This is a genomic window from Candidatus Sulfotelmatobacter sp. (assembly GCA_035504415.1).
In the GTDB taxonomy this organism is placed as follows: Bacteria; Vulcanimicrobiota; Vulcanimicrobiia; order Vulcanimicrobiales; family Vulcanimicrobiaceae; genus Vulcanimicrobium.
Window position 1 is genome coordinate 222,751 of record DATJRY010000010.1, and the last position, 26,394, is coordinate 249,144.

General features: G+C 72.5%; 27 protein-coding genes. 10 read left to right on the forward strand and 17 right to left on the reverse strand.

The features are described 5' to 3' along the window. Positions 1–5: 5 nt before the first annotated feature. From VMD91_05955 to glp, 5 genes are all read right to left on the reverse strand, one after another. Positions 6–530, reverse strand: a complete 525-nt coding sequence (locus VMD91_05955) for a hypothetical protein (GenBank protein ID HTW83591.1) — start codon at positions 528–530, stop codon at positions 6–8. Positions 531–675: 145 nt separating this feature from the next. After that, positions 676–2,466, reverse strand: a complete 1,791-nt coding sequence (locus VMD91_05960) for an aldehyde ferredoxin oxidoreductase C-terminal domain-containing protein (protein HTW83592.1) — start codon at positions 2,464–2,466, stop codon at positions 676–678. Then, positions 2,466–2,735, reverse strand: a complete 270-nt coding sequence (locus VMD91_05965; GenBank protein HTW83593.1) for a hypothetical protein — start codon at positions 2,733–2,735, stop codon at positions 2,466–2,468. Before VMD91_05965 ends, VMD91_05960 begins: the two co-directional genes overlap by 1 nt. Further along, positions 2,732–4,678 (reverse strand): molybdopterin biosynthesis protein, encoded by a 1,947-nt coding sequence (locus VMD91_05970; protein ID HTW83594.1) that lies wholly within the window; start codon positions 4,676–4,678, stop codon positions 2,732–2,734. Before VMD91_05970 ends, VMD91_05965 begins: the two co-directional genes overlap by 4 nt. Next, entirely contained in the window at positions 4,675–5,919 is a 1,245-nt protein-coding gene (gene glp, locus VMD91_05975) for a gephyrin-like molybdotransferase Glp (GenBank protein ID HTW83595.1), read from the reverse strand. The genes VMD91_05970 and glp overlap by 4 nt, the downstream gene beginning before the upstream one ends. 68 nt (positions 5,920–5,987) lie before the next feature. Here glp and pckA point away from each other — a divergent pair, with 68 nt between their 5' ends. Next, entirely contained in the window at positions 5,988–7,631 is a 1,644-nt protein-coding gene (pckA, locus tag VMD91_05980; GenBank protein ID HTW83596.1) for a phosphoenolpyruvate carboxykinase (ATP), read from the forward strand. 10 nt (positions 7,632–7,641) lie between these two features. On the opposite strand, the gene VMD91_05985 is transcribed toward pckA, so the two are convergent. Both VMD91_05985 and VMD91_05990 read right to left on the reverse strand, forming a co-directional pair. Further along, positions 7,642–8,856, reverse strand: a complete 1,215-nt coding sequence (locus tag VMD91_05985; GenBank protein HTW83597.1) for a hypothetical protein — start codon at positions 8,854–8,856, stop codon at positions 7,642–7,644. Positions 8,857–8,952: 96 nt separating this feature from the next. After that, positions 8,953–9,378 (reverse strand): secondary thiamine-phosphate synthase enzyme YjbQ, encoded by a 426-nt coding sequence (locus tag VMD91_05990; GenBank protein HTW83598.1) that lies wholly within the window; start codon positions 9,376–9,378, stop codon positions 8,953–8,955. A 172-nt stretch (positions 9,379–9,550) separates the two neighbouring features. On the opposite strand from VMD91_05990, the gene VMD91_05995 reads away from it, so the two are divergent. Genes VMD91_05995 through VMD91_06010 form a run of 4 tightly spaced genes read left to right on the forward strand, consistent with a single transcriptional unit; the run spans position 9,551 to position 13,960 of the window. Then, on the forward strand, positions 9,551–10,957 hold the full coding sequence (locus tag VMD91_05995; GenBank protein ID HTW83599.1) for a GspE/PulE family protein: 1,407 nt from the start codon (positions 9,551–9,553) through the stop codon (positions 10,955–10,957). Further along, complete coding sequence (locus VMD91_06000) at positions 10,954–12,027, forward strand: PilT/PilU family type 4a pilus ATPase (protein HTW83600.1); 1,074 nt, start codon at positions 10,954–10,956, stop codon at positions 12,025–12,027. The genes VMD91_05995 and VMD91_06000 overlap by 4 nt, the downstream gene beginning before the upstream one ends. Continuing rightward, positions 12,024–13,250, forward strand: coding sequence for a type II secretion system F family protein (locus tag VMD91_06005; protein HTW83601.1), 1,227 nt, complete (start codon positions 12,024–12,026; stop codon positions 13,248–13,250). Before VMD91_06000 ends, VMD91_06005 begins: the two co-directional genes overlap by 4 nt. Beyond that, positions 13,247–13,960: a sigma-70 family RNA polymerase sigma factor gene (locus VMD91_06010; GenBank protein ID HTW83602.1), complete on the forward strand. Its 714-nt coding sequence runs from the start codon at positions 13,247–13,249 to the stop codon at positions 13,958–13,960. The genes VMD91_06005 and VMD91_06010 overlap by 4 nt, the downstream gene beginning before the upstream one ends. Positions 13,961–13,977: 17 nt before the next feature. Here the strand turns inward: VMD91_06010 and VMD91_06015 are convergent, their stop codons facing one another. After that, the gene (locus VMD91_06015; protein ID HTW83603.1) at positions 13,978–15,156 is read right to left on the reverse strand and encodes an MBL fold metallo-hydrolase; all 1,179 of its coding nucleotides are present in this window, start codon (positions 15,154–15,156) and stop codon (positions 13,978–13,980) included. A gap of 101 nt (positions 15,157–15,257) precedes the next feature. Here VMD91_06015 and VMD91_06020 point away from each other — a divergent pair, with 101 nt between their 5' ends. Next, positions 15,258–15,689, forward strand: coding sequence for a ChaB family protein (locus VMD91_06020; GenBank protein HTW83604.1), 432 nt, complete (start codon positions 15,258–15,260; stop codon positions 15,687–15,689). Positions 15,690–15,724: 35 nt separating this feature from the next. Then, complete coding sequence (locus VMD91_06025; GenBank protein ID HTW83605.1) at positions 15,725–17,089, forward strand: MFS transporter; 1,365 nt, start codon at positions 15,725–15,727, stop codon at positions 17,087–17,089. A 5-nt stretch (positions 17,090–17,094) separates the two neighbouring features. Here the strand turns inward: VMD91_06025 and VMD91_06030 are convergent, their stop codons facing one another. After that, complete coding sequence (locus VMD91_06030) at positions 17,095–17,859, reverse strand: SDR family NAD(P)-dependent oxidoreductase (protein ID HTW83606.1); 765 nt, start codon at positions 17,857–17,859, stop codon at positions 17,095–17,097. A 31-nt stretch (positions 17,860–17,890) separates the two neighbouring features. Continuing rightward, positions 17,891–18,634 (reverse strand): methyltransferase domain-containing protein, encoded by a 744-nt coding sequence (locus VMD91_06035; protein ID HTW83607.1) that lies wholly within the window; start codon positions 18,632–18,634, stop codon positions 17,891–17,893. 77 nt (positions 18,635–18,711) lie between these two features. Here VMD91_06035 and VMD91_06040 point away from each other — a divergent pair, with 77 nt between their 5' ends. Continuing rightward, positions 18,712–19,551, forward strand: coding sequence for an alpha/beta hydrolase (locus tag VMD91_06040; protein HTW83608.1), 840 nt, complete (start codon positions 18,712–18,714; stop codon positions 19,549–19,551). Next, a complete protein-coding gene (locus VMD91_06045; GenBank protein ID HTW83609.1) occupies positions 19,551–20,285 on the forward strand; it encodes an SDR family oxidoreductase in 735 nt (244 codons plus the stop codon). Before VMD91_06040 ends, VMD91_06045 begins: the two co-directional genes overlap by 1 nt. Positions 20,286–20,288: 3 nt before the next feature. Here VMD91_06045 and ygiD read toward each other — a convergent pair whose 3' ends face one another. The 3 genes from ygiD to VMD91_06060 are packed head-to-tail and all read right to left on the reverse strand — an operon-like array spanning position 20,289 to position 22,894. Next, positions 20,289–21,065 carry a 4,5-DOPA dioxygenase extradiol gene (gene ygiD / locus VMD91_06050; protein ID HTW83610.1) on the reverse strand — a complete coding sequence of 259 codons (777 nt, stop codon included), beginning with the start codon at positions 21,063–21,065 and terminating at the stop codon, positions 20,289–20,291. Between the two features lie 35 nt (positions 21,066–21,100). Beyond that, positions 21,101–22,318 carry a beta-ketoacyl-[acyl-carrier-protein] synthase family protein gene (locus VMD91_06055; GenBank protein HTW83611.1) on the reverse strand — a complete coding sequence of 406 codons (1,218 nt, stop codon included), beginning with the start codon at positions 22,316–22,318 and terminating at the stop codon, positions 21,101–21,103. A gap of 15 nt (positions 22,319–22,333) precedes the next feature. After that, entirely contained in the window at positions 22,334–22,894 is a 561-nt protein-coding gene (locus VMD91_06060; protein ID HTW83612.1) for a CGNR zinc finger domain-containing protein, read from the reverse strand. Positions 22,895–22,982: 88 nt separating this feature from the next. Here VMD91_06060 and VMD91_06065 point away from each other — a divergent pair, with 88 nt between their 5' ends. Beyond that, positions 22,983–23,258: a hypothetical protein gene (locus VMD91_06065; GenBank protein ID HTW83613.1), complete on the forward strand. Its 276-nt coding sequence runs from the start codon at positions 22,983–22,985 to the stop codon at positions 23,256–23,258. A gap of 13 nt (positions 23,259–23,271) precedes the next feature. On the opposite strand, the gene VMD91_06070 is transcribed toward VMD91_06065, so the two are convergent. Genes VMD91_06070 through VMD91_06085 form a run of 4 tightly spaced genes read right to left on the reverse strand, consistent with a single transcriptional unit; the run spans position 23,272 to position 26,394 of the window. Continuing rightward, complete coding sequence (locus tag VMD91_06070) at positions 23,272–23,859, reverse strand: class I SAM-dependent methyltransferase (GenBank protein HTW83614.1); 588 nt, start codon at positions 23,857–23,859, stop codon at positions 23,272–23,274. 2 nt (positions 23,860–23,861) lie between these two features. Continuing rightward, complete coding sequence (locus VMD91_06075; GenBank protein ID HTW83615.1) at positions 23,862–24,704, reverse strand: sulfite exporter TauE/SafE family protein; 843 nt, start codon at positions 24,702–24,704, stop codon at positions 23,862–23,864. Next, positions 24,701–25,504 carry a hypothetical protein gene (locus VMD91_06080; protein ID HTW83616.1) on the reverse strand — a complete coding sequence of 268 codons (804 nt, stop codon included), beginning with the start codon at positions 25,502–25,504 and terminating at the stop codon, positions 24,701–24,703. The genes VMD91_06075 and VMD91_06080 overlap by 4 nt, the downstream gene beginning before the upstream one ends. A 20-nt stretch (positions 25,505–25,524) precedes the next feature. Further along, positions 25,525–26,394: a 2-oxoacid:ferredoxin oxidoreductase subunit beta gene (locus VMD91_06085; protein ID HTW83617.1), complete on the reverse strand. Its 870-nt coding sequence runs from the start codon at positions 26,392–26,394 to the stop codon at positions 25,525–25,527.

Sequence of the window (26,394 nt, forward strand, 5' to 3'; positions counted from 1 at the left end):
TTGGCTCAGGGCAGGACGCGAACCTGGTCGCTCTCGATCGCCGCCAACACGCGCGTGCGATGCTCGCGCGCCAGCACCGTCTCCGACGTTTGGCTGCGCACGGTCAACACGTACCAGCGTTCGCCGTCGCGGACGGTCGAGCTCTCGTACGCGTAGCCGAGAACCGGCAGCTTCTGTCCGCGCCGATACGTCACGCGTCCCGCCACCGCCAACTGCTCGGCGATGCGCTGCTGCTTGTCCCCGCTCAGCAACAGGTCACGTTGTTCGTCGGTGAGCGCTTTGCCGGGAGCGATTCCGGCCTCGTCGAGCGCGAGCCGCATCAGGAAGTCCCAATCGGCGTCGGCGATCGAGGTCGTGCGCAAGCCGTGGCGGTACCGCGTGCCGCCGGCCGAGACGACCGGCGAGCTCCAGCGCGGGTAGGCTTCGAGGTGGACCTGTCGTCCGTCGAGCACGGCGACCAGCGAGAGCGGTTTCTTGCCGTCGGTCGCCAGCGGCTCGCGGGTCAACAGACGCAGGCCGCCTCCGCTCACGTCCAAGCCGTAAGCGGGGTGGGCGGTCTGGCCGTCCAGACTGTACGTTGCCGGAAACGTCCGTTGCCGCCGCACATAGACGCGGCGGTTCGGCGCGCTCCGGGCCGAGGAGGCGCGCGGTGGGGTCGAGCCCATACCTGTTCGCTTAGGCGACCGGGGCGGCGGTCCCCGCTGCGGCCCGCAGGCGCTCGTAGGCGTCCTGCATTCGGGCCAGGCGCTCGGGCTCGAGGCGGCGCCCGGCCAGCGGCCCATCGGCGATCGGCTCGGTCAGCAGCCGTTCCGGCAGCCGGTCGTCGTCCGGGGTCCATCCCAGCCGGGCGTTGATCGCGCGCTTGCGCTCCCAGGTCCGCTGCGCGGCCGCCCGCAGCGCGGCACCGTCGAGCGGCAGGCCGGCGACGGCGCTCCACAGGGCCGCCGCCTCGGCCTCGAAATCGACGAAGCAGTCACGCACGAACTTGCACAGCACCAGGCTGTCCCAGGCCACCGCGCGGTCCTCGGCGGCGATCGCGTCGGCGGCACGAGCCTGCGGGTCGGGATCGGTCGACGGGTCGCGCAGGTCGCGGTCGTAGGTGGCCGAGCGGTTGTGGCACGCGCCGCGGGTGCAGGTCGCCAGGCCCAGCGCGTAGGTCGGCAGCGCGCGCGGCTCGTAGCCGGGCAGCTCGAGTCCCTTGGCGTGCATGGCGAAGGCCGCGGCGTCGCCGCCGATCGCCGCGGCCGCCGCGCGCACACCGCGCGCGAGCAGGTCGCCCACCCCGCGCCGCTGCGCGATCGCGTCGATCGCCGGCAGCAAGACCGCGCCGTTGCCGAACGCGAGCGCGGGACCGAAGGCGTCGCGCGGCAGCAACCCGTGCTCGGCGCACTCCATCGCGAACGCGATCGCCGATCCGGTCGAGATCGTGTCCAGCCCGAGCTCGTCGCAGCGGCCGATCGCGTCGAGCACCGCGTCGAGATCGTCGACGCCGCAGTTCGGCCCGAAGGCCCAGGTCGACTCGTACTCGCTGGCCGCCGCGCGCCGGCGGTCGCGATCCTTGCGCACGTAGAGGTGCTCGCACTGCACCGGACAGCCCGCGCAACCGGCGCGCAGCTCGACGTAGGTGTCGTGCGACTCGCGCGCACGCTCGGGCGTCACCGCGTCCGTGCCGGCGAACTGCGCCGCGGTGAAGTTGCGGGTCGGCAACTGCCCCATGCGCTGCAGCACGCGCATGTTCGCCCCGGTGCCCAGGATGCGGTACTTGGCCGTCTTCGGCCCCAGCGCGCGTTCGCGCAGCGTCGCGGCGAGCGACGCGGTCGCGGCAGCGTCGGCGACCCCGACCTCGCCGCGTCCGCGCAGTGCGACCGCCTTGAGGCGCTTGGCGCCGAACACCGCGCCGGTGCCGCCCCGCCCGGCTTGCCGGCCGTCGTTCTCGACCGAGGCGAACCGCACGCCGCGCTCGCCGGCGACGCCGATCGCGCAGACGCGCAACGAACGGTCGCCGTAGCGTTCGCGCAGCGCCTTGGTCGCCTCGCGCGCCGACAACCCGACCAGCGGCTGCGCGTCCTCGAACCGAATCGCCTCGCCGTCGACGACCAGCGTCGTCCAGGCGTCGGCGACGCCGGTGACGACGATCGCGGCCAAGCCGCAGCGCCGCAGCACGGCGGAGAAGTGACTCGACGAGAGCCCCTCGTTCAAGAGGCCGGTCAGGGGCGAGATCGCCGCCAGGGCGTGCTTGTTCGCGGCCGGCACCGGCGTCGACGCGAACGGACCGGCGGCGAACACGATCGGATTGTCGGGTCCGAGCGGGTCGATCGGACCGTGCACGCGCTGCTCGAGCAACAGCACCGCCAAACCGACGCCGCCCAGCGCGTCGGCGAAGACGGCGTCCGGCAGCGGCGTGCGCCGCGCGGTGCGCGCCGTCAAGTCGACTTCGAGCAGGTCGCGCGGTCCGGCGTACGCCATCAGCCGCCGCTCGCCAAGAACAGCACGCACGGCCGGTCACCGGCATCGAACGTCTCGCCGGCGCGCGGCGCGCGCCGGCCGTCGAGCAGCAACAGGTTCGGCTCGACGAACGCGTCACGCGCGGGCGCGATGACGTCGGGAACGAGTGCCGGCACGGCCTCGGCGAGCGCGTGCACGAACTGCGGCAGCGCGACCGGCCCCTCCAACGCGAGCTCGACGTGCGCGACGCCGGCCAGCGAACGCGCCATCCCGAACAGCTCGACGGTCACGGTGCCACCGCCGCGGGCACGATCGTGCGCACGCTGCCGGCGTGCGTGCAGTCGTACCCGCCCAGCGCCTCGACGTCGGCGCGGAAGCGCGGGTCGCGCAAGACGGCGAGCAGCGTGCGAATGCGCGGGGCGTCGAGCGCGGCCGCCGGCAGGGCCAGCTCGTACGGTTCCCACGCGATCGAAACGAAGTCCAGGCCGAACGCGCGCGCCGCGGCGCGAATGGCCAGCCCCACGTCCGCGCTCTCGCTCGCGATCAGCTGCCCCACGGCCAGGTGCGAGAACTCGAGCCGCTCGTAGCCGTCGATCGCTGCCGGCGAGATCTCGTCGCGCGCCAGCAGCGCGTCGAGCAGAATGCGCGTCCCCGCGTCGGGCTGCCGGTTGACGTAGCGCGCCGCGCGCCGCGCGACGTCGCCGAGCGTCCGCAGGCCGAGCGGATTGCCGGGGGCGACGAGCAGTCCTTGTTCGCGCTCGGCCAGGCGGATCAGCGCGACCGGCTCGTGCGGTCCGTACCGGCGCACGGCCGCGTCGTTGTAGGTCCCGGTCGCCGGATCGAGCACGTGCGTCCCGGCCAGGTGCGCCGCGCGTTCGCGCAGCGCGACCAGCCCCGCGATGCTGCCGACGTGCGCCGAGACCAGCTCGATCTCGTGCTCCGCCAAGCGCCCCGCCAACAGGTCCAGCGCGACGTCATGGCTGCCCACCGCCAACAGCGTGCGTTCGATCGCGGCCAGCGGCCGCAATGCGCGCGCGGTCAGCCGCGTGCCGGCGCGCGCGCCCTCGCTGAAGCGCGGAATCGTCAGCAGCACGTTCGCGCGCGAGAGCGAGGTGATGACGCCCGCCCCGCGGCGCAGCGGCGTCGCCACCAGCCGGCCGTCGACGCGCGCGGCGACGGCGCGCACGTACTCGTCCTCGCCCAGCGGCGAGAACAGCTTGCGCGTCAGCTCGACCTCGAGCTCGCGCGGCTCGGCGGCGTCGCGCCGGCCCAGCCGCTCCAACAGCGGCCGCAAGAACAAGTCGGCGCAGATCGCGGCGCTGACCGGATAGCCGGGAATGCCGAGCAGCGGGACGCGCGACTCGCGCGCGACCGCCAGCACCAGCGGATGACCGGGCCGGATCGCGACGCCGTGCACGACCACCGGGCCGAAGGTCGCGAACGTGCGCGCGGTGTGATCGTCGCGTCCGGCCGAGGAGCCCGCGTTGACGACCACGACGTCGGCGGCGGCGATCGCGTCGCCGACGGCGTCGGCCAGCGCCTGCGCGTCGTCGCGCACGCGCCGGCGCAGCACGACCTCGCCGCCGTGGGTGCCGACGATCGCGTCGAGCAGCACCGCGTTCGAGTCGAGGATGTCGCCCGGGCGCGGCGCGCGCGTCGTCACGTCGACCAGCTCGTCGCCGGTGGTCAGGATCGCGACCCGCGGGCGCCGCACGACGGTGACGGCGGCGACGCCGGCCGCCGCGCACGCCGCCAGGTCGGCCGCGCCGAGCCGCCGGAACGCCGGCGCGACGACCTCGCTGGCGACGACGTCCTCGCCGATCGCGCGCACGTGCTCGAACGGCGCGACCGCGGCGCGAATCGCGATCCGTTCTTCGCCGCGCGGCTCGAGCTGCTCGACCGGGATGACCGCGTCGAAGCCCGCCGGCAACGGATCGCCGGTATCGACGACGATCGCCTGCGCACCGAGCACCAGCTCCAACGGCGCGGTCGCGCGCGCGGCGGACGTCTGCGCCGCGACGACCGCGACGCCGTCCATCGCGCACGCGTGATAGTGCGGCGACGACAGGCGCGCGATCACCGGGACGGCGGTCACGCGATCGAGCGCGGCGCCGAGCGGCAGCGTTTCGGTCGCCTCGTTGCGCACCCCGGCCGCCAGCAGCGCGTCGTCGAAGCGCGCGCGCGCCGTCTCGAGCGGCACGTCGTGCAGAAAGATCGTGCGTTGCGCGCTCACGGGACGATCACCCGCACGCGCTCCCCGGCGCCCAAGCCGCTGCGGTCGAGCGGGACGGCGATCAACGCGTCGGCGCGCACGTGGGTGAAGATCAGGTTCGAGGCGCCGAACACCGGCGTCGCGTGCAGCGTGCCGTCGGCGTCACGCGCCAGCGTGCACGGCAGATAGTCCTCGCGTCCCGGCCGCGAGGGGACCGGCACGTCGAGCACCGCGGTGTGCTCCCGCTCGTCGCCCAGACCGTCGGCGGCGACGGGCTCGCCGCCCAGCACGCGCACCAGCGGGCGGACGATGCGCCATGCGACGACCAGCGCGCTGGCCGGATTTCCCGGCAGTCCGACGACCGGCTTGCCCGCGCAGCGGGCCAGCACCGTCGGCTTGCCGGGCTTGATCGCGATGCCGTGCGCCAGCACCCCCGGTTCACCGAGCCGGCCGACCACCTGCGCGGTCAGGTCGCGCGTCGACACCGACGAGCCCGCCGAGAGGACCAGCGCGTCGGCGTCGCGCAGCGCGGCGCGCGCCGCGCTCTCGATCGCGGCCGGCTCGTCGGGGGCGATCCCGGCCGGCAGCGGCACGCCGCCGGCCTGACGGACCGTCGCGGCGATGGTCGACGCGTTGACGTCGCGCACCTGAGCCGGTCCCGGCGTCGCGCCGGCCGGCACGACCTCATCGCCGGTGGACAGGATCGCCACCCGCGGCCGCGGCCAGACCAGGACGTCGGCCGCGCCCAGCGCCGCCAGGCCGCCGACGTCGGCCGCGCGCAGCCGGCGCCCGGCGGGCAGCGCCAGCGTCCCGGCGCGCACGTCCTCGCCGATCGCCAACACGTCTTCGCCGACGGCGACGGCGGCCAGCACCTCGACCTGCGCGCCGTGCAGGTTCGTGTCCTCGACCATCACCACCGCGTCGGCGCCGGCCGGCATCATCGCGCCCGTGTGAACCCGGACCGCCTGGCGTGGCCCGACCGTGACCGCCGGGACGATCCCGGTCGGCACGTCGCCCACCAGCTCGAGATAGGCCGGCGACTGCTCGGAGGCGCCGTGCGTATCGGCCGAGCGGACCGCGTAGCCGTCCATCGTCGAGCGGGCGAAGCCCGGCAGGGTCTCGGCCGCGACGACGTCGGCGGCCAGCACGCGGCCCAGCGCCTCGTCGAGGGCGACGCGTTCCGTGGGCGAGTTCGGGGAACAACCGCGCACAACCGCGGCGAACGCCTCGCCGGGGGACAACACGGTGAACAGCTCGTGCACCTCTCGGTCAGAACCGTTTCGGGTCCGAAGGGTGTCGAAGGACGAGGCGCCCCCTTTCATCCGAGCGAATGTCCCTTCTTTCCCCGGCGCCCTACGCGAGGAGCACGCCCATTCTCACGCTACCGAATCCTTCGCAGACGTTCGAGACCCACCTGGCCTCGTTGGGGCTGGGCGGCGTCGGCACCGTCTACCGCAACCTGAGCGTCGCGGAGCTCTACGAGCACTCGCTGCGCCGCGGTGAGGCGCGACTCGGGGCGGACGGTCAGCTGGCCGTCGAGACCGGCAAGCACACGGGCCGCTCCCCGAAGGACAAGTTCTTCGTGCGCGAGCCGGGCAGCGAGACCCACATCGACTGGGACGCGAACCAAGCCGTCGACGCCGCGACCTTCGACGCGCTGCTCGGCCGGGTCGGCGAGTACTTCCGCGGCAAGGACGTCTATTCGCTCGACGCGCACGTCGGCGCCGACCCGCGCTACCGGCTGCCGGTGCGCATCATCACCGAGTACGCCTGGCAGAACCTGTTCGCGCGCGACCTGTTCATCGACGACGCCGACGGCGAGGATGCGTTCGCGCCCGAGTTCACCGTCATCGACGCTTCGCTCTTCCAGGCCGATCCCAAACGCGACAACACGCGCAGCGAGACGTTCATCCTGATCAATCTGGCCCGGCGCATCGTCCTGATCGGCGGAACGCGCTACGCGGGCGAGATCAAGAAGTCCGTCTTCACGATCATGAACTACCTGATGCCGCTGCGCAACGTGCTCTCGATGCACTGCTCGGCGAACGTCGGCGAACACGGCGACTCGGCGATCTTCTTCGGCCTCTCGGGGACCGGCAAGACGACGCTCTCGTCCGATCCCCATCGACCGCTGATCGGCGACGACGAGCACGGCTGGTCGAACGACGGCGTGTTCAACTTCGAAGGCGGCTGCTACGCGAAGATGATCAAGCTGCGCGAGGAACAGGAGCCCGAGATCTGGGCCGCCTCGCACCGCTTCGGCTGCGTGCTCGAGAACGTGGTGCTCGACCCCGACACGCGCGCGCTCGACGTCGATTCCGACAAGCTGACCGAGAACACGCGCTCCGCGTATCCGGTCGCGTTCCTGCCGAACTTCGTCAAGAGCGGGATGGCCGGCCATCCCAAGACGATCCTGATGCTGACGGCGGACGCGTTCGGCGTGCTGCCGCCGATCGCCAAGCTCAGCGGCGATCAGGCGATGTACCACTTCCTCTCGGGCTACACCGCGAAGGTCGCCGGCACGGAGAAAGGCGTCGAGGGCGTCGTCCCGACCTTCTCGACCTGCTTCGGTGCGCCGTTCATGGTCCATCACCCGACCGTCTACGCGAAGCTGCTCGGCGAGCGGATCGCGCACCACGAGGTGACGTGCTGGCTGGTCAACACCGGCTGGACCGGCGGCCCCTACGGCACCGGCAACCGCATGAAGATCGCCTACACGCGCGCGATGGTCAACGCCGCGATCGAGGGCAAGCTCAACGGCGTCGCGTTCGAGACCGAGCCGTTCTTCGGGCTCGCGATCCCGACGAGCGTGCCCGGCGTGCCGTCCGAGGTGCTCAACCCGCGCGCGGCGTGGAGCGATCCGGCCGCGTACGACGCGCAAGCGAAGAAGCTGGCCGGCTTGTTCGCCGAGAACTTCAAGCGCTTCGAGGCGCACGCCGCGCCGAGCATTCTCGCGGTCGCGATCAAGCCCTAGCGACCACCGCTCACGGAGCGGGAGTCGGAAACGCGCACGGGTGGCGCGCCGGCGTCACGTGCGCCCACAGGTGGATGAGCCCGGTCCAGTGATTGGGGTCGTGCGCCGCCGGCGTCTTGCCGCGGATGTACTGCTCTTCGACGAAGACCAACACCGGACGCACGTCCTGATCGACGTCGACGCACGTTCCGGCCGGGATGACGCCGCGCACCTGTCCGAGCGTCCCGCGCATGAAGGTGCCGTCGGGGTTGACCATGACGACCGGCGGCGCGTCGTGCAGCAAGCGCGGCGCGAGCACCAGCAAGCTCGTCGGATGCGGCGCCGGCGAGACCCATGACGCCGGCCCGATCAGCGGCGGCACGGCGCCGGCCGGCGGCCGGGAGCAGGGCGGCAGCGAGCCGCTCGTCGGCGGGGCCGCGGCCGGCGTCGGCGTCGGCGCCGGCGCGTCGCGCGGCAGCGCGATGGCGAATTGCTCGCGCACGTCACAGGCGACGCGCAGATCGCCGCCCGCGACCGCGACCATGTCCGCGACGAACGCGACCGCGGTCCGGCCGGCGGCCGCGCCCGGGGCGTGGGCCGCACCGGCCGGCGCGGGCGTCGGCGAAGGCCACTGGGTTACCGCCGGCGCGACACCGTAGCGGTAGCGGGTCGAGAACGTCGCGAGGTGGATCCAGCCGGTGCGCAGCGGCGGCTGACCGCCGAGCTGATCGAGCAGCGTCACCTCCGCGTCGCTGGTGACCGGAGAGTCGCCCAGCGCCGTCGCCATCAGCTGCGGATAGCGCGGATTGTCCTCGAAATACGACGTCGCGTAGCCGGAGGTCACCAGCGCGAAGAACGGCCGGCTGTCGATCGCGGCGGGCCGATTCCGCGCGTCGCGATCGTCGTTGAGCATCACCGCCAAGGTGCGCGCCGCCGCCGCGACGGCACTCGGATCGCTGCTCGCGTGCACCATGCGCGCGGCGATCAACAGCACCGTCTCCTTCTGCCGCTCCGTCTGCGCCAAATCTTGTAGGGCGAGCAGCGTCATCGCGCTGCGTTGCGGGTCGGCCGTGAACGACGCGCCGGCGACGGTCTCCTGGAGGAGCTTCTCGAAGCCCGAGTTGTACGTCTGCGCGTTTTGCAGCGCCGTCGCGTGCGCGCCGAGCAGGCCGGTGATTAGGCTGGCCAGCACGCCGAACAGTGCCGCGACCGCCGAGAGCGGCGCCCAGGTTTGGAGGAACTGCACCCAACCCGGCGGCTTTGCGTCCGGCGACTCGACACCCATCCCGCTAAGCCTACACGAGCGAGCCCCGACTTCCTTCGTGGCTTCCTTCGCGGCCGTCTATCGCGTCAGGCCGAACGCCTTGAGCAGCACCCGTTTGGGGCGGCGGCCGTCGAACTCGCCGTAGTGCACCCGCTCCCACGGCCCCACGTCGAGCCGACCGTCGGTTACGGGGACGAGCACCTGGTGGCCGAGCAGCATCCGCTTGAGGTGCGCGTCGCCGTTGTCCTCGCCGGTCTGGTGGTGTGCGTAGTCGAGGCCGGCCGGCGCCAACTTCTCGACCCATGCCAGGATGTCGCGCCAGAGCCCCGGTTCGTGGTCGTTGACGAACACGCTCGAGGTGATGTGCATGGTGCTCACCAGCACGACGCCGTCCCACAGGTCCGCCGCCGTGCGGACGCGCTCGACCTCGTCGGTGATGTCGCGGATCTCGTAGCGCGACGGCGTGGTGATCGTCAGGTACTCGGTGTGCGTGGTCGTCGTCATCGTCGTTCTCGCGGGCGAAGGGAGCTTAAGAAAGTTTAAGGCTCGGGCCGAAATGTTGCCTCCTTTTTTCGGTTCGCTCTCCGAATCGTGAGCTACCGGGTGTGACGAAACCGCCGAGCGCTATGCTCGGACGGTCCGCTCGGCATCCCGCGACGGAGGTCGATGCGGCACGATGGAAGCCATCTCTCACCCGGCGGCGCTGGCGCGAGTCCCGCGCGCGTTCGCCTACAAGCACGACGCGCTCGCACTCGAGCTGAGCGAAGGCATCCTCTGCGTCGGGTTGCCGGAACCGGAGGACGCGCCGCTGCTCGACGCGCTGCGCGCGACGACGCACCTGCCGATCCGCGCGGTGCGGATGCCGCGCGAGACGATCCGCCATCGGCTCCGCCTCGCCTACGGCGAGCCGCCGCCGAGCGCGGAACCCGCCGGCGACGTCGCGCGCCTGGTCGATCGTCTCTTCGGCGGCGCCATCGCCGCGCACGCCAGCGACGTGCACCTCGAGCCGTCGCGCGACGGCGGCCGGGTACGGATCCGGGTCGACGGCGTACTGCGCGAGCTGGAGCGGATCGATGCCGCGCGCTTTCCCGCCGTCGTCGCGCGGGTCAAGGTGCTCGCTGCGCTCGACGTCACCGAACGGCGCCTGCCACAAGACGGCCGTTGGGCGATACCGTACGAACGCCGCGAGATCGACGCGCGCGTCGCCTCGGTGCCGACGCTCGACGGCGAGCAGCTCGTCGTGCGTCTACTGGACCGCCACGCGTCACCGCCCGATCTCGACGCGCTCGGGATGCCGCCGGCGCTGCTCGCCGGCTATCGCGCGGCCGTCGCCGCCCCGTGGGGCTTCATCGTTCTCGCCGGTCCGACCGGCAGCGGCAAGACGACGACCCTGTACGCCTCGCTAACGCGCCTGGACGCGCGAACGCGCGGCATCTGCAGCGTCGAGGATCCGGTCGAGATGCGGCTCGACGGCGTCGCGCAAGTCCAGGTCAACGCGCGCGCCGGGCTCGGCTTCTCGACCGTGCTGCGCGCCTTCTTGCGCCAAGATCCGGACGTCGTCGCCGTCGGCGAGATGCGCGACGCCGAGACCGCCGCCGTCGCCGTCTCGGCGGCGCTGGCCGGACAGACGCTCTTCACCACGCTGCACGCCAACGACGCGCCGCGCGCGATCGACCGGCTCGTCGAGCTGGGCGTCAACCGGCACGCGCTCGCGTCGGCGCTGACCGCGCTGGTCGGACAACGGCTGGTGCGCACGCTGTGCGAGCGCTGCCGCGTGCGCGCGCCGATTCCGGCCGCGCTGCGCGCGGCGCTCGCCGAACGTACGCATTGGTACGTCGCCGGCGGCTGCCCCGCGTGCGAGGGCACCGGCTACGGCGGCCGGACCGGCGTGTACGAGCTGCTGACGGTCGACGACGACCTGCGCGACGCGATCGCCGGCGGCGCGTCGACGACCGCGATCGCGCACCTGGCCGCACGCGGCGCCTACCGTCCGCTGCGCGCCGACGCGCTGGCGAAGGTCCAGGCCGGGCTCACCTCGTTCGACGAGCTGACGCGCGTGGCGGGCTGGAGCGCGCCCGCGTGAGCCTGGCGAGCGTGCGCATCGCCGATCTCATCCGCCTGGCGCGAGGACGCGGCGCCAGCGACTTGCACCTGGGGACGGCGGAGCGTCCGGCGCTGCGCGTCGACGGGCGCCTGCTGCACCTCGAGGGGCCGCCCCTCGACGCCGACGGCATGGCGGAGTACCTGCACGCGCAGTTCTCCGCCGCGCAGTTGGCGCGTTTCGACGCGCACGGGAGTGCCGACGCCGCCGCGCTCGCGGACGCGGACGGCGCGCCGTTCCGCGTCCACGCCTTCCGCCACGCCGGCGGCACGCGCGTCGCGATTCGCCTGCTGGCGACGGCGGTGCCGGCGCTCGAGGAGCTCGGCCTGCCCGCCGTCGTCGGCACGCTCGCCGAGCGGCAGGTGGTCCTGGTCGTCTTCACCGGACCGACCGGCAGCGGCAAGACGACCGCGCTCGCGGCGCTGGTCGACCGCATCAACCGCGGCAGCGAACGCAACATCCTCACCGTCGAAGACCCGGTCGAGTACGTCCACCGGCCGCTCCGTTCGCTGATCACGCACTGCGAGGTGGGACGCGACGTGTGCGGCTACGCCGACGCGCTGCGCGCGCTGCTGCGCGCCGACCCCGACGTCATCCTGGTGGGCGAGCTGCGCGACGCGCCGACGATGGAAGCGGCGCTGGCCGCCGCCGAGACCGGCCATCTGGTCCTCACCACGCTGCACACCGCCGACGCCGCGCAGAGCGTCGAGCGAATCGCCGACGCCTTTCCCGCGGGCGCGCACGGTCAGGTGCGCGCGCAGCTCGCGAGCGTCGCGCTGGCCGTGGTCGCCCTGCGGCTGGTTCCGCGTCGCGCCGGCGGACGGATCGCCGTCGCCGAAGTGCTGATCGCGACCGATGCCGTCCGCGCGCTGATCCGCGAGGGGAAGACCCACCAGCTGCGCAACGCGATCGTCACCGGGCGGGCCGCCGGGATGCAGACGCTCGAAGCGCACCTGGCCGAACGGGTCGCGCGCGGCGAGATCGCGCCGGCCGACGCGCGCGCCGCCGCACTGCGGCCCGACGAGCTGCGCCTCGCGGAGCAGGTCTCGTGAGCGTCTCCGTGTACCGCTACGCGGCCCGAACGGCGCGCGGCGAGCCCGTGCGCGGCGCGATGCAGGCCGCCGACCGTGACGCCGTGCTGGCGACGCTGCGTACCCGCGCGCTCTTCGTCACCGCGATCGAACGCGAGGGACCGGTCCGCGCACGGCTGGCGCGCTGGCTGGGCGTGCACCGGCCGGCGCGGAACGCACGGGTCGCGTTCTTCCGCGCCTTCGCCACCCTGATCCGCGCGGGCGTCCCGCTGCACCGCGCGCTCGGGGTGACGATCGAGCGAACCACCGATCGCGTGCTGCGCGAGGCGCTGCGCTCGGTCCGCGCCGACGTCGAGCAAGGTGCGCCGCTGAGCGCGGCGCTGCGGCGAGCGCCGGCCGCGTTTCCGCCGCTCGTCTGCGCGATGGTCGCCGCCGGCGAGGCCGGCGGGATCCTCGACGACGTCCTCGACCGGCTGGCCTCGTTCCTCGAACGCGACGCGGACGTGCGCAAGAAGCTGCGGGCGACCTTGGCCTATCCGGCCGTCGTCTCGTGCACGGCCACCGCGCTGATCGCGTTCCTGCTGGTCCGGATCGTGCCGATGTTCGCGCAGATGTTCACCGCGTTCCACGTCGATCTGCCGTTGCCGACGCGCGTGCTGCTGGGCACCGGCGCGCTGCTGCAGCGGCCGGCGGCGTGGCTGAGCGCGTGCGCCGCCGCCGCGCTGGCATCGGCGCTGCCGCTGGCCGCGCGGCGGTCGGCGGCGCTCGCCGGTGCGCTCGATCGCCTGCGGCTCGGGGTACCGGTGCTCGGGCCGCTGGTGCGCGCGGCGATCACCGCACGCGTCGCGCGCACGCTCGGCACGCTGCTGCGCGCCGGCGTCGAGCTGCTGGCGGCGATCGACGTGGTGCGGCCGGTGACCGGCAGCCGCCTCTACGGCGCCGCGCTGGAACGCGTCGCGCTGGCCGTGCGCGGCGGTGAGTCGCTCACGCCCGCCCTGGCGGCGTGCGGATTGTTCGACCCGCTCGTGCCCGCGCTCGTGCGCGCCGGCGAGGAGACGGGACGGGTCGACGAGATGCTGCTCGCCGCCGCGCGCGCCTTCGAGGCCGACGTCGACGCGGGCGTTACGACCCTGGGCGCCGTCGTCGAACCGGCGCTGATCGTCGTGCTCGGGGCCGTCGTCGGCTTCGTCGTGTTCTCCGTCTTCTTGCCACTCTATGCCTTGATCGGGAGCGTTTCGAGATGATGCAGCGGGATGTGGTCCTCGCACGCTATTGCACCGAGCGGACCGTCGAGCGGCGCAACGCCGTCGTCGACGCGTACCGCCACTTATGCCGGCGCGGCGCGCGCAAGTTCAAACGCGCCGTCAACGACTGGGCCGACCTCGAACAGGTGGCCGCGATCGGTCTCATCAAGGCCGTCGATTACTACCGTGCCGAGCTGCGCACGCCGTTCGAGGCCTACGCGTGGCTGCTGATCGTCGGCGAGCTCATGCACTACGTGCGCGATCACGAGCGGCTGGTGCGCGTACCGCGCGCGCTGCGCTCGCTCGAACGGCGCTCGGTCGCGGTGTGGGAGGCGTTCGTCGTCGATCATCAGCGCGAGCCGACGCGCCCGGAGCTGGCCGCGGCATTGGGCGTGCCGCTCGCGCTGCTCGGCGACGTGCAGGCCGTGCGCGGCATCGACCACGTCGCGCTGCCCGACCCCGGCCTCGCCGAGGACGCCGTGCGCGTCGACCTGCTCGCCGATCGCACCGACCCGCTCGGCTTCGAAGAGCGGGTCGCGCTGGCGCTGGCGCTCGACGAGCTGGGCGAGCGCGAACGCGCCGTCGTGCTGGGGACCTTCGGCGCCGGGCTGACCCAGAGCGAGATCGGCAGCCGGCTCGGCCTCTCGCAGAGCCACGTCTCGAAGTTACTTGCCCGCGCGCTCGGCCAGCTCGGCCCGCTCGTCGCGTGAGCTCGTGCGGACCGACCTTACGCCGTGCGACCTCCGCGCACGTCGAAGCGGGCGAGGTCGGTGCCGACGGTGATCGGGCCGTCGTAGCCGCCCAAGCGCGCGCTGCGATCCGCCAGCGCCTGCCACTGCGCGGTCGTCAGATAGCGCATGTCGCCGGGCGCGAGGTGCGAGAGGACGACGCTCTTGACCTGCGCGGCGCGCGCGATCCGGCCGATGTCGGCCACGTCGGTGTGCGAGGTGGCCAGGTGCGAGAGCATCGCCGGCGGCATGCCGCGCGTGTGATACGACTCGAGCGCGATCGCCTCGTGCACCAGCAGGTCGGCGCCGTACGCGAGCGCGATCAGGTTCGGCGTAGGCGTCGTGTCGCCCGAGAACACGATCGACCCGTGCGGCGTGTCGAAGCGGTAGGCGTAGGCCGGAAAGCAGGCACCGTGCGGCACCAGCAGCCCGGTCACCGTCACGTCGCCGAACTGCGCGATCGTCACCGGCGCCATCGGCGGCGCGGTCGGCCCGAGCGGGTGCGCGCCGACCGGCGGCAGCGCGATCTCGCGCACGTCCATCAGCCGGCTGATGTCCAACACGCCGGTGTCGCGCATGAACACGTTGATCGAGTACGCGTACGCCTGCGTGCAGTGCCGCATCAGATCGGTCAAGCCGGGGACCGGGTGATCCGGCTCGGCCGTGTCGACCGTGCGGCCCGGTGGAAACGCCGGCGGCAGCGGCAGTCCCGCCGAGCCGGGACCGTACACCGGCACCGGACGGCGCAAGCTCTTCTCCGCCGCCGGCCAGCCGGCGCCCAGCAAGAAGAAATTGTAGAGATCGCAGACGTGGTCGGCGTGCAGGTGGGTCACGAAGATCCCCGCGACGTCTTCGTACTCGAGGCCCGCGTTGACGAACTGGTTCACGCTCGCGCGGCCGCAGTCGATCACGTAGATCTTCCCGTCGATCACCAGCGCGCTTGCGATCCCGGCGCGGCCCGGTGCCGGCGGCGGCCCGGCCGAGGTTCCGAGCAGGATCAGCTCGGCGCCCGGCGTCACGCTCGCGGTCGTCGTGACCGCGGCGCGCGCCTCGCTTTCCGTCGCGAGCAGCGCCGCGCCGGCCAGCGCCGACGCGCCGAGCGACAAGAAGCCCTTGCGGCCCAGCAGCTCGTGCGAGCACCCGGTCCGGCAGGCCTCGTGCGGATGATCGGAATCCATCGCGCGCCCTTGGCACGGGCGCGGAAGCAGTCCTCTTCAACCAGCAGTCAGCCGGTCGGCATCCGCCTGTGGCCGCCCCGCGCGCCGGGTACACTGGCGACATGCCGAAAAAAGGGCCGCACGGCGAGTACGCTCCACTGCCCTCGACGCTGGAACGCTCGCCGCAGAAGGCGCAAGACACCTACGAAGACACGCTCGAAGCCGCCGAGAAAGAGTACGACCACGACGAGGCGCGCGCGCACCGCGTCGCTTGGGCGTCGGTCAAGCACTCGTTCGAGAAAGTCGGCGATCACTGGGAGCCCAAGGACGAGCGCGGCCCATCGGACCCGCGCTCGGAGAGCGGCGGCCCCGATCCGAGCGGCGCGTCGTACGGCGGCGTCGACCTCGAGGGGCACACCAAGGACGAGCTGCTCGCGATGGCGCGCGAACGAGGCGCGCACGTCACCACCCACATGACGAAAGCCGAGATCGCGAGCGCGCTGCAGCACGCCAACGACCGCGAGACCGCGAGCGCGCGCACGCACTCGTCTTGAACCAACCTTAAGCTGCGGGGGGTAGGGGCCTGTCGATGGCTACGCAGGCACCTGCCCTCTTCGGATCGATCGACGACGCGCACGTCTCGCGCGCGCAGTGGATGATCGTCCTCGTCGCCGGGATGGGCTTCTTCACCGACGCCTACGACCTGTTCGTGATCGGCGTCGTGCTCAAGCTGCTCACCCCGGAGTGGCACATCCAGCCGCTCGAGCAGGCGGTGATCGGCGCGACCGCGCTCGTCTCGGCCGCGATCGGCTCGGCGATCTTCGGACGCGTCGCCGACGTCTTCGGGCGCAAGTACATCTACGGTTTCGAGGTGCTCGTGCTCGGCGCGGGCGCGATCGCGTCGGCGTTCTCGCCGAACATCTGGTGGCTGATCGGCTTCCGGTTCGTGTTGGGGCTCGGCATCGGCGGCGACTATCCGGTCAGCGCCACGATCGCCAGCGAGTTCGCCGGCTCGAAAGTGCGCGGACGACTGGTCTCGACGGTGTTCGCGATGCAGGGCATCGGACTGATCGTCGGACCGCTGCTGGCGATCGCGCTGATCGCCGCCGGCCTCTCGAACGACGTCGTGTGGCGCATCCTGCTCGCGGCCGGCGCGATTCCGCCGCTGGCCGTGTTCTGGGCGCGCCGGCACCTCAAGGAGACGCCGCGCTACGAGCAGCTGCTCGGGCGCGAGACTGCCGGCATCAAGCCGGTCGCGCGCGAGCACGAACTCTTCGGCGAGATCCGCGAGGCCTACGGCGACGGAAAGCTCCTCCGGTGGCTGGTCGGCACGTCGCTGGCGTGGTTCTTGCTCGACCTGGCGTACTACGGCAACACGATCTCGAACCAACAGTTCGTCACCGCCGTCGCGCCCCGCGCCGGCGAGACGCACACGCTCTTCATCTCGCTGCTCGTGTTCGCGTTCGCTGCCTTTCCCGGCTATTTGCTCTCCGTCTACGGGATGGATCGCTGGGGCCGCAAGACGATCCAGATCCTCGGCTTCGGGATGATGGCGATCAGCTTCGTCGGCATCGCGCTTATCGGCGACGCGAAGGCGATCCTGGTGCCGTTTGTCGCGCTCTACTGCCTGAACTACTTCTTCACCGAGTTCGGGCCCAACACGACGACCTTCGTGCTGCCGGCCGAGATCTTTCCGGTGCGCGTGCGCAGCACCAGCCACGGCATCTCCGCCACCGTCGGCAAGGTCGGCGCGGCCGTCGGCACGTTCTCGTTCCCGCTGCTGCAGGCGCAATACGGTCTGCCGGGCCCGATGTGGGTCGCCGGCGTCGCGTCGGTCGCGGGCCTGGCGATCACCTGGGCGCTGCTCCCCGAACCGAAGGGACTCGACCTCGAGGTCGCCTCGCGCGACACCGCGTTCGCCCCGGCTGCTCGACTGCAGCCGGCGGTCACGTAGCGCCGTCAGCGGTCCTGGACGGTCGGCCGGATCAGGACCTCGTTGATCGCGACGTGGCGCGGACGCGTCACCACGTAGACGATGGCGTCGGCGATGTCTTGGGCCTGCATGCCCAGGCCCGGTTCGACCAGGGTCTGGATCTGCGCTTGGATCTCGGGCCGGTTGTGGCTTTGCAGCTCGGTGGCGACGAAGCCGGGCTCGATCAGCGCGATGCGCACGAAACGCTTGGTGATCTCTTGGCGCAGCGACTCACTGAACGCGTTGACGGCCCATTTGCTGGCGTTGTAGCCGCCGCTGCCGGCGCGCGCGAGGCGCCCGGCGACCGAGCTGACGTTGACCAGATCGGCGACGCGGCGCGGATCGCCCTCGGCGGCCTGCAACAGGTGCGGCAGCGCGGCGTTGGTCACGTGCATGAGGGCGCGCACGTTGAGGTCGAGCATCAGGTCCCACTCGTCGGGATCGGCGCCGACGATCGGGCCGAGCAGCATGACGCCCGCGTTGTTGACGAGGACGTCGAGCCGTCCCAGCGCGCTGACCGTGTCCTCCACGATGCCGCGCGCTTGTTCGGGGTCGGTGACGTCGGCCTCGAGCACCAGCGCCGCGCCGCCGTCGGCGGCGATGCGTCCGGCCAGCGCTTCGAGGCGGTCGCGGCGGCGCGCCGCGATGGCGACGTTGGCGCCGTGCGCCGCCAGCGCGGCGGCGGTCGCCTCGCCGATCCCGGAGCTGGCGCCGGTGACGAGCGCGACGGTTCCTTGCAACGATGTCGGCATAGCGTAGGGTCTCGACCCGACGCGGCCGCCGTCAGTTTCGGTGCGCGCGCACCCGCAGCCGGACGTAGTCGGCCGTCCAGCGGCCGCCCGCATCGCAGAGCACCGGCCGCAACAGGGCGACCGTTTCCGCCAGCGCCTCCGCTCGGTCGGCCGGCGCCAGCGGCGCGAGGAACGGCTGCGCGAAGGTTTCCAACCAGTCCGCCATCTCGCCGGGCAGCGGCGTGAGGCGCGGCTGCAACACGATCCGCTCGACGACGAACCCGGCCGCTTCCAGCCGCGCGCGATACTCGTCGGGCGTGGGCAGATACCACGGCATCAGCGCGGCGGCGTCGACGCCGCGGCGCGCCAGCACGGCGTCCAACGCGATGCGCGGCGCGGCGACGTTGCCGTGGCCGCCGAACTCGGCCACGAAGCGGCCCCCCGGGCGCAGCGCGCGAGCGATGCCGGTCAGCACCGCATCGGGATCCTGCATCCAGTGCAGCGCCGCGTTCGAGAAGACGGCGCTGAACTCGCGCAAGAACGGCAGCGCGTGCGCGTCGCCTTCGCGCACGTCGAGCCCGCGTGCGCGCGCCGCCGCGAGCAGCTCGCTCGAGGCGTCGAAGCCGACCAGCTCCGCCCCGCTGCTCGCCAGGCGAGCCGTCAGCGCGCCGTCGCCGCAGCCGAGGTCGAGAATTCGCTCTCCCGGTTGCGGATCGAGCCACGCCACCGCCTCGCCCGCCATATCGGCGACGAAGCGCGCGTTGCGCTCGTAGGACGCGGGATCCCAGCGCTGCATTCGGCCGCCAGGACTCGCCGCATGCCGCGCCCGGTTGCGCCGAGCGGAACGAACCGCCGGGCTGCGAAGCATCGCCCATGCGACATCACCGCGTGGCCGGCGGCGGCGGAACACAGCTGCACGTCGTCGAGAGCGGCGATCCGGCCGGCCCGCCGATCCTCTTCCTGCACGGATGGTCGCAGGCGCACGCATCCTGGCAACGGCAGCTCAACGCCGCCGCCCTCCAGTCGTTTCGTCTGATCGCTTGCGATCTGCGCGGTCACGGTGACTCGGACAAGCCACTCGACGGGTACGGCGAGAGCGCGCTCTGGGCCGCGGACGTCGCGGCGATCCTGTCCGCGCTCGCGCTCGACCGCCCGGTCCTCGTCGGCTGGTCGTACGCGGGCTATGTCATCGCGGATTACGTGCGCGCGCACGGTGACGGCGCGCTGCGCGGCATCGTCTTCGTCGGCGCCGCAACCGACACGGGCCGCACCAGCTACGCGCCGCCGGGCGACGGCTGGGCCGGCATCCTTCCCGACGGGACGGGCAACCCGAACATCTACAGCCCGGGCGCCGAAGAGGCGGCGCTCGCGATGCGGCAGTTCATGCGCGCGTGCTTCGCCGCGCCGGTCGATCATCTGACCGAGCTCGAGCTGCTCGGCATCGCGCTCTCGACGCCGCCGCGCGTGCGCGAAGCGCTGTTCGCGCGCCGGCTGGCCAACGACGACGTGCTCCAAGCGATCCGCGTCCCCGTCTTGATCGCGCACGGCGAGCGCGACCGCATCGTCGACGTCGCGACCGCACGCCACATCGCCGCGCAGATCCCGCAGGCGACGCTCTCGCTCTATCCGCAGGCCGGCCACGCGCCGTTCTGGGAAGCGCAGGAGCGCTTCAACGCCGAGTTGGCCGCCTTCGCCCAGCCGGCGCGCGCATAGTGGTCGCGTTCGTCAGCGGCGGGAGCCGCGGGATCGGCGCAGCGATCGTGCGCGCGCTCCGGCGAGCGGGCGCGCAGGTCTTCTTCACCTATCGCGAGCGCGGCGACGACGCCGCGGCGCTGTGCGCCGAGCTCGGCGACGACGTCGCCGCCTACCCGCTCGACGTCGCCGACGCCGACGCGATCCCGGCCGCGATCGAGGCTTGCGTCGCGCGCTTCGGCCGCCTCGACGTGCTGGTCAACAACGCCGGCATCTACGTCGAGAACGCGTTCGAAGGCGACGACTACGCCGCGTGGCGGGCGGGATGGCAACGGACCTTCGACGTCAACCTGTTCGGCGCCGCGAATCTGACCTGGTGCGCGCTGCGCGTGATGCGCGCGCAGGGCTCGGGGGCGATCGTCAACGTCGCCTCGCGCGCCGCGCATCGCGGCGAGCTGACCCATCCGAACTACGGCGCGTCGAAAGCCGCGCTGGTGAACCTGACCAAGTCGATCGCGCGCCGCTGCGCGGCGCAGGGGATCGTCGCCTTCGCGGTCGCGCCGGGCTTCGTCGAGACCGAGATGGCGGCCGACGACCTGGCCGTGAACGGCGCGGCGCTGGCCGCGGAGATCCCGCTCGGCCGGGTCGCGAGCGCCGACGAGGTCGCGCACGTCGTCGCCTTCGTCTGCACGCCGCTCGCGCGGCACCTCAACGGCGCGACGCTCGACGTCAACGGCGGATCGTACGTGCGCTGAGCGTCAGCCGAGCACGGCGGTCAGCATCGAGATCGAGCCGAGCTGCACGCCCGACACCGGGAAGCGGACGGCGTCGTCGATGCGGCGCGCGCCGAGCACGTAGAGCAGCGGCAGATAGTGCTCGGGGGTCGGGACGGCCAGCAGCGCGTCCCCTCCGTGACGGCCGTAGTCGACCAACGCCGCGTCGTCGCCGGTCTCGAGCGCGCCGCGCACGATCGTCTCGAAGCGGTCGGCCCAATCGTACGGGCGCGGCTCGTGTCGCCCCCACGCCAGCGCCTCGAGGTTGTGGACGACGTTGCCGCTGCCGATCAGCAACACGCCCTCGTCGCGCAGCGGCGCCAGCTTGCGTCCCAACTCGTAGTGGAACGCGGGCGGCTGCGTCTCGTCGATGCTCAACTGCACCACCGGAACGTCGGCGGCGGGAAACGCGTGCACGAGCACCGACCAGGTGCCGTGATCGAGCCCCCAGCTCGTGTCGCGCGCGACCGGCGCGGGCGCCAGCAGCGCGGCCACCCGATCGGCCAGCCACGGCGCACCGGGCGCGCGATACGACATCTCGTAGAGCGCGCGCGGAAAGCCGCCGAAGTCGTGGATCGTGCGCGGCTGCTCGGCCGCGGTGACCTTCGTCCCGGGGATGAACCAGTGCGCCGAGACGGCCAGGATCGCCCGCGGTCGCGGCAGGCCCACGCCGAGCTTGGCCCACGCCTCGGTCGTCGGGTTCGTCTCGAGCGCGTTCATCGGGCTGCCGTGGCCGAAGAACACGACCGGCATCGTCGGCATGCGTTGCGCTTCCGTGACCGTACGCGCCGCGCCTGTCAGGGACGGTCGGCGAGCACCAGCGACGCGTTCTGGCCGCCGAACCCGAAAGCGTTGACCTGCACCGTGCGCATCGCCAGCGCGCGCGGCGCGCCGGTGACCAGGTCGAAGCGCGCGGCGGGGTCGAGGTGGGTGGAACCGAGCGTCGGGACGAGCGTCGCTTCGGCCATTCCGCGCAACGCGACGATCACCGAGGTGACGCCGCTGGCCGCCATCGCGTGCCCGACGTGGCCCTTGAGCGAGGTCACCGGGATCGGCACTGCACGGCCGCCGGCGATCGCGTCGATGGCGGCGATCTCGACCGCGTCGCCGACCACCGTCGCCGTCCCGTGCGCGAAGATCGCGTCGATCGCGTCCGCCTCGACCTGCGCGTCGCGCAACGCCAGCTCCATCGCGCGCGCTTCCCAACGGCCGCTGGGCTCGGGCGAGGTGGGATGGTAGCCGTCGGCGATCGAGCCGTAGCCGCGTACGTAACCGAGCACCGGAGCGCCGCGCGCGCGTGCGCGCTCGCCGGCTTCGAGCACGACGACGCCGCAGCCGTCGCCCATCACGAAGCCGCTGCGCGCGACGTCGAACGGCAACGACGCGCGGGCAGCGTCGGGCGCGGACGAGAGCGCGCCGGCGTGTTGCAGGCTCCAGGCGACGACCGGCGTCAGCAGCGTCTCGGTGCCGCCGCACAGCGCCACGTCGGCGTCACCGCGCTCGATCAGCCGCGCGCCGTGACCGATGGCGTCGATCGAGCTGGCACACGCGGCGGCGATGGTCAGCTGCGGGCCGTGCAGACCGTAGCGCAACGCGAGCGCCGCGGCAGCCATGTTCGGGATGACGTAGGCCATCAAGCGCGGCGGCACGTGCGCGGAGCCCTGCGTATCGAGCTGCGCGCGCGCGTCGACCAGCGCCGGGACACCGCCCATCGACGTTCCCAACACGATCGCCGTGCGCTCGGCATCGGGCTGCGCGATCCCGGCGGCACGCAGCGCTTCGTCGGCGCAGATCAGCGCGTAGCGGGCGAAACGGTCGGTGCGCTTGGCGGTCGTCGCGTCGAGCCGGCCGTCCAAGAATGCGTCGGGGACGCCGGCCCACCAGCCGTGCCAGCCCGTCGATGCGGGGGCGCGCACGATCCCCAGGCGGCCGCTGCGAAAGCCGTCCCAGTTGGTCGCGACGTCGTGCCCGATCGGCGTGAGCAGGCCCGCGCCGGTGACGGCGACGTCTCGCATGCGAACGCGCGCTCGTCAGGCGTGTGCGCGGCGACGGCGCGCTTTGTTGCGGTTGCCGCACGAGGCCATGCTGCACCACACGCCCGAGCGATTCTTCGAGTGATCGTAGAACGCCCACACGCAGGCCGGATCGCCGCAGGTCTTCATCCGCTGCCACGCGCCGGTGCGCATCGCGTCGTGAACGATGGCCAGTAACCGCGAGAGCGCGCCGTCGATCCCACGATCGGTCGGCGCGAGCCGCGTTTCACCGTCCGCGAAGTGCACGCACAACGGGGCGCGCGCCGCGGCGGCGTCGAGCAGCGCGGCCGCCGCGGCCGCCGCCGGCGGATCGCCCTGGCTGGCGATCAGCGCCCGCAACGCTTCGCGGACCTCGAGCGCGCGCCGCCAGCCGGCCTCGTCCACGGACGCGTCGGCGGCCAGCAGACCGCGCTGCGCCAACCACGTCCGCAGCTGTCCGGGCGTGCCGAGCTCTTCTTTGCCCGGCAGCGGCATGAGGTCGTAGGTGTTGATGAACGTCCGGACGAGCTCGAGGTCGCCGGGCGCCGATTCGTCGTGTACCGAGGGCACCAACCCCACCATAACACCGGCAAAACGGATTGACAAGTTACTAGTACCCGGCGTACCATGTTTGCAGGTTACCGACCCGTCTCCCGAGGTGTCCTCCGTGTCGATCCTCTCTCGCCCCCTTCCGACCCATGTGACCGGTACCGACCCCATCGCCGCCTCGCTGCGGCCGCTGCTGAACGGCTCGCTGGTGGCGCAGGCCCTCGACCGCCAAGGCGAGGTGCGCCGCGCCGTCGCCGCGTGCCGTCCGGCCGCGCTCGCGACCCGTCCGGCGCCGGCGAGGGCGCGCCGCCGTTCGCGCGGACTGCGCCGCGCGCTGGCGCTGGCGCTGTTCGCGCTGGTGCGCCGCCTCGCGCCCGACGTCGTCCCCTGCTGACGCGCACCCCCGATCAGCGTGCGGGCCGGATCGTGAGGCCGTAGTGATACGCGAACGGGTGCGTCGCGAGCACCGCGAACCCGCTCGCGCGCAATCGATCCGTCGCTTCGCGCTCGCCGAAGACGTGATCGCGCGGCGGCCCGACCGGCCGTTCCACGTCGGCGTTCCAGTCGACGATCACCGCCCGTCCGGCCGGCGCCAGCAGCGCGCGCAGGTGCGCGAGCGCGTCGTCGCCCAGCTCGTGCAGCACGTTGAGCGCCAGTATCCGCTCGACGCCGCCGCGCAGCGCGGGCAGCGCGTCCGGGCCGATCGGCTCGACGTTCGGGAGCGGCGCCGCGGCGAGTTTTGCGCGCAGCTGGTCGAGCATCGCGTCCTGCTCGTCGAGGGCGAGGACGCGCACGTCGGGGCGCGCGCGAGCGATCGCCAGCGCATACGTCCCGGTCCCGGTGCCGAAGTCGAGCAGCAGGCCGTCCGCCGGCAGCTCGAGCAGTGCCAGCAGCTCGTCGGGCGGGACGTGCGCGAAGCGCGCCTCGTCGTCGAGCAGGGCGCTGCGCCGCGGGTCGAAGCGATGCGGCTGGCGCGCACCGTGCCGTTCGTCCATCGTCACCGCGAGTGCGCGTCGCGCGCGCCGCGCCAGAGCAGCCGGAAGGCGATGAACGCCAGCATCGCCGCCAGGATGCGGATCAGCGTCCGCCCCGGCACGTAGCGCGAGACGCGCGCGCCCAACGGCGCGCCCAGCAGCGCGCCCAGTGCCGTCGCCAGCGTCAGGGTCAGGTCACCGTGGTAGTCGCCCTGCGCCGCGTGGATGATCGTCGCGACCAGCGAGGTCACCGCCAACACGGCGTGCGAGGTCGCGGTCGCGACGTGCTCGGGATAGTCGAGCACGGTGACCAGGAACGGTACCTGGATCGGGCCGCCGCCGATCCCGAACAACGCGGAGACGACGCCGACCACGACGCTTCCGAGCAGCCCCCAGCGCATGTCGAACGACCAGGCATAGCGGTTGCCGTGCGCGTCGGTCAGCGTGCGGTGCGTACCGCCGCGCGAGCCGCCCGGTGGGGTGCGCGGCTGGAACGCGAGCCAACCTGCCATGATCAGCAGCAAGACGCCGAACAGCGGATCGAACCAGCCGCGCTCGAGGTTGTCGGCACCGGCGACGCCGGCGAACACGCCGGGGATCGCCGCCAGCGCGAACGGAATCGCGCTGCGCAGATCGACCCGCCGCTGACGCAGGTACGCGATCGTTCCGCTGCACGCGTTGGCGCACACGACCGCCAGCGAAAACGCCGTCACGGTCCGCGTCTCCCAGCTCGGCTCGATCAACGCGACGACCGGCACGATCAGAAAGCCGCCGCCGACGCCGACCAGTGTCCCCAGCGCGCCGATCGCGACGCCGAACAGGAGCGCCGCGAGATCGAGCAGCGAGAGGGCGTGAACGAAGCTCACACCTCTGCCAGGACCGCGCGCCGCGCGGCCGCGGCGATGCGGCGCAGTACGACCAGCTCGGTCAGCGCGAAGACGTGCGAGAGCGCCTGGTCGGGGCCGTAGCGGCCCAGCTCGGCGAGGTTCGGCAGATCGAGCTTGCCTTCGATCATGCGCACCAGCATGCGGCGCAGCTCCGCGGCCGCCTCGGTGTTCGGATCCGCGTCGAGAGCGATGCCGTCGGGCAGCTCGCGGTCGTCGACGAACTCGACGCCCGCATGCGTGTAGCGGACCCGCACGTACGCGAACGCCGACTGCGGCTTCACGTAGAGCCGGTAATCGGCGCGGCGCTGCTCGCGCGCGTCGCGGACGCGGCCGTCGTCGTCATCGGGCGACAGGTCGCGGTGCACGGTCCAGGGCAGGCGCAGGTCGTCTTCGCGTTCGAGCCAGACGGTGACGTCGAACAGCGAGCGCAGCACGTGCGTGTAGAGCGGGAAGCGGCCTTGCACGATGACGATCGGGCGGGACTCGACGATCTCGGTGCCGGCGACCGTGCCCGCAAGATGGTCGTACGCCGGCTTGTTGATCGCGAAGCCGTTGGCCAGCTTCCACACGTCCTCGTCCATCGCGGCGAAGTCGTGCGTCTTCGGATTCATCGGCGTCAAGCCGACGGCGTTGCGCTGCGCGCGGTCGAGCGCGAAGTACCCGTCGAGGCCGGCGACGGCGCATTGGCCCTCGCCCAGCACGCGGCAGAGTCCCGCCGCCAGCGACGACTTGCCGGTACCCGAGTCTCCGGCGATGGCGACCATGATCGGACGGGCCATGGCCGCCCCTTCGCCGCGCGTCAGCGGAACGCTGCCTGCAAATCCTCCAGACGCGGGTCGTCGGCACGCAGCTCGAGATGCGCGATCGGCGTCCGCGCCAAGCGTACGCCCTCTTCGAGCGTCGGGCGGTCATCCTGGTAGATGATGCCCAGCGGGATGTCGCCGTCGCGCGTCAGCGCCGCGAATGCGGCGCCGCGGTCGTTCGGCGCGTAGTCCGGCCGCTGCGCGACGTCCTCGGTGTGCTCTTTGAACCACGCGTAGGTGTTGATCTTGTTGTAGGTCACGCACGGCGAGGCGACCTCGACGATCGAAAACCCCTTGTGCTCGATGGCCGCTTTGATCAGCGCGACGAGCTGCTTGGGCTGCGCCGAGAAACCGCGCGCCAAGAACGACGCGCCGGCCGCCAGCGCGACGGCCAACCCGTTGATCGGCGCGTCGGGATTGCCGTTGGGGCTGACCGAGGCGACGTAGCCGGTCGCGCTCGTCGGCGAGGCCTGCCCTTTGGTGAGCCCGTAGGTCTGGTTGTCCATCACGATATAGGTCATGTCGGGATTGCGGCGCACGGCGTGAATGAAGTGGCCGGCGCCGATCGCGTAGCCGTCGCCGTCACCGCCGGCGGCGATGACGGTCAGGTCGCGATTGGCCAGCTTGACCGCGGTCGCGACCGGCAGCGCGCGCCCGTGCACGCCGTGGAACGCGTAGCTATGCAGGTAGCCCGAGATCTTCCCCGAGCAGCCGATGCCCGAGATGAACGCGACGTCCTTGGGCTGTCGGCCCAGCTCCGCCAGTGCCTGTTTGAGGGCGGAGAGCACGCCGTAGTCGCCGCAGCCGGGACACCACCACGACGGCGTCGCGGTGGCGAAATCCTTGGGCGTCAACGCGATCGCCAT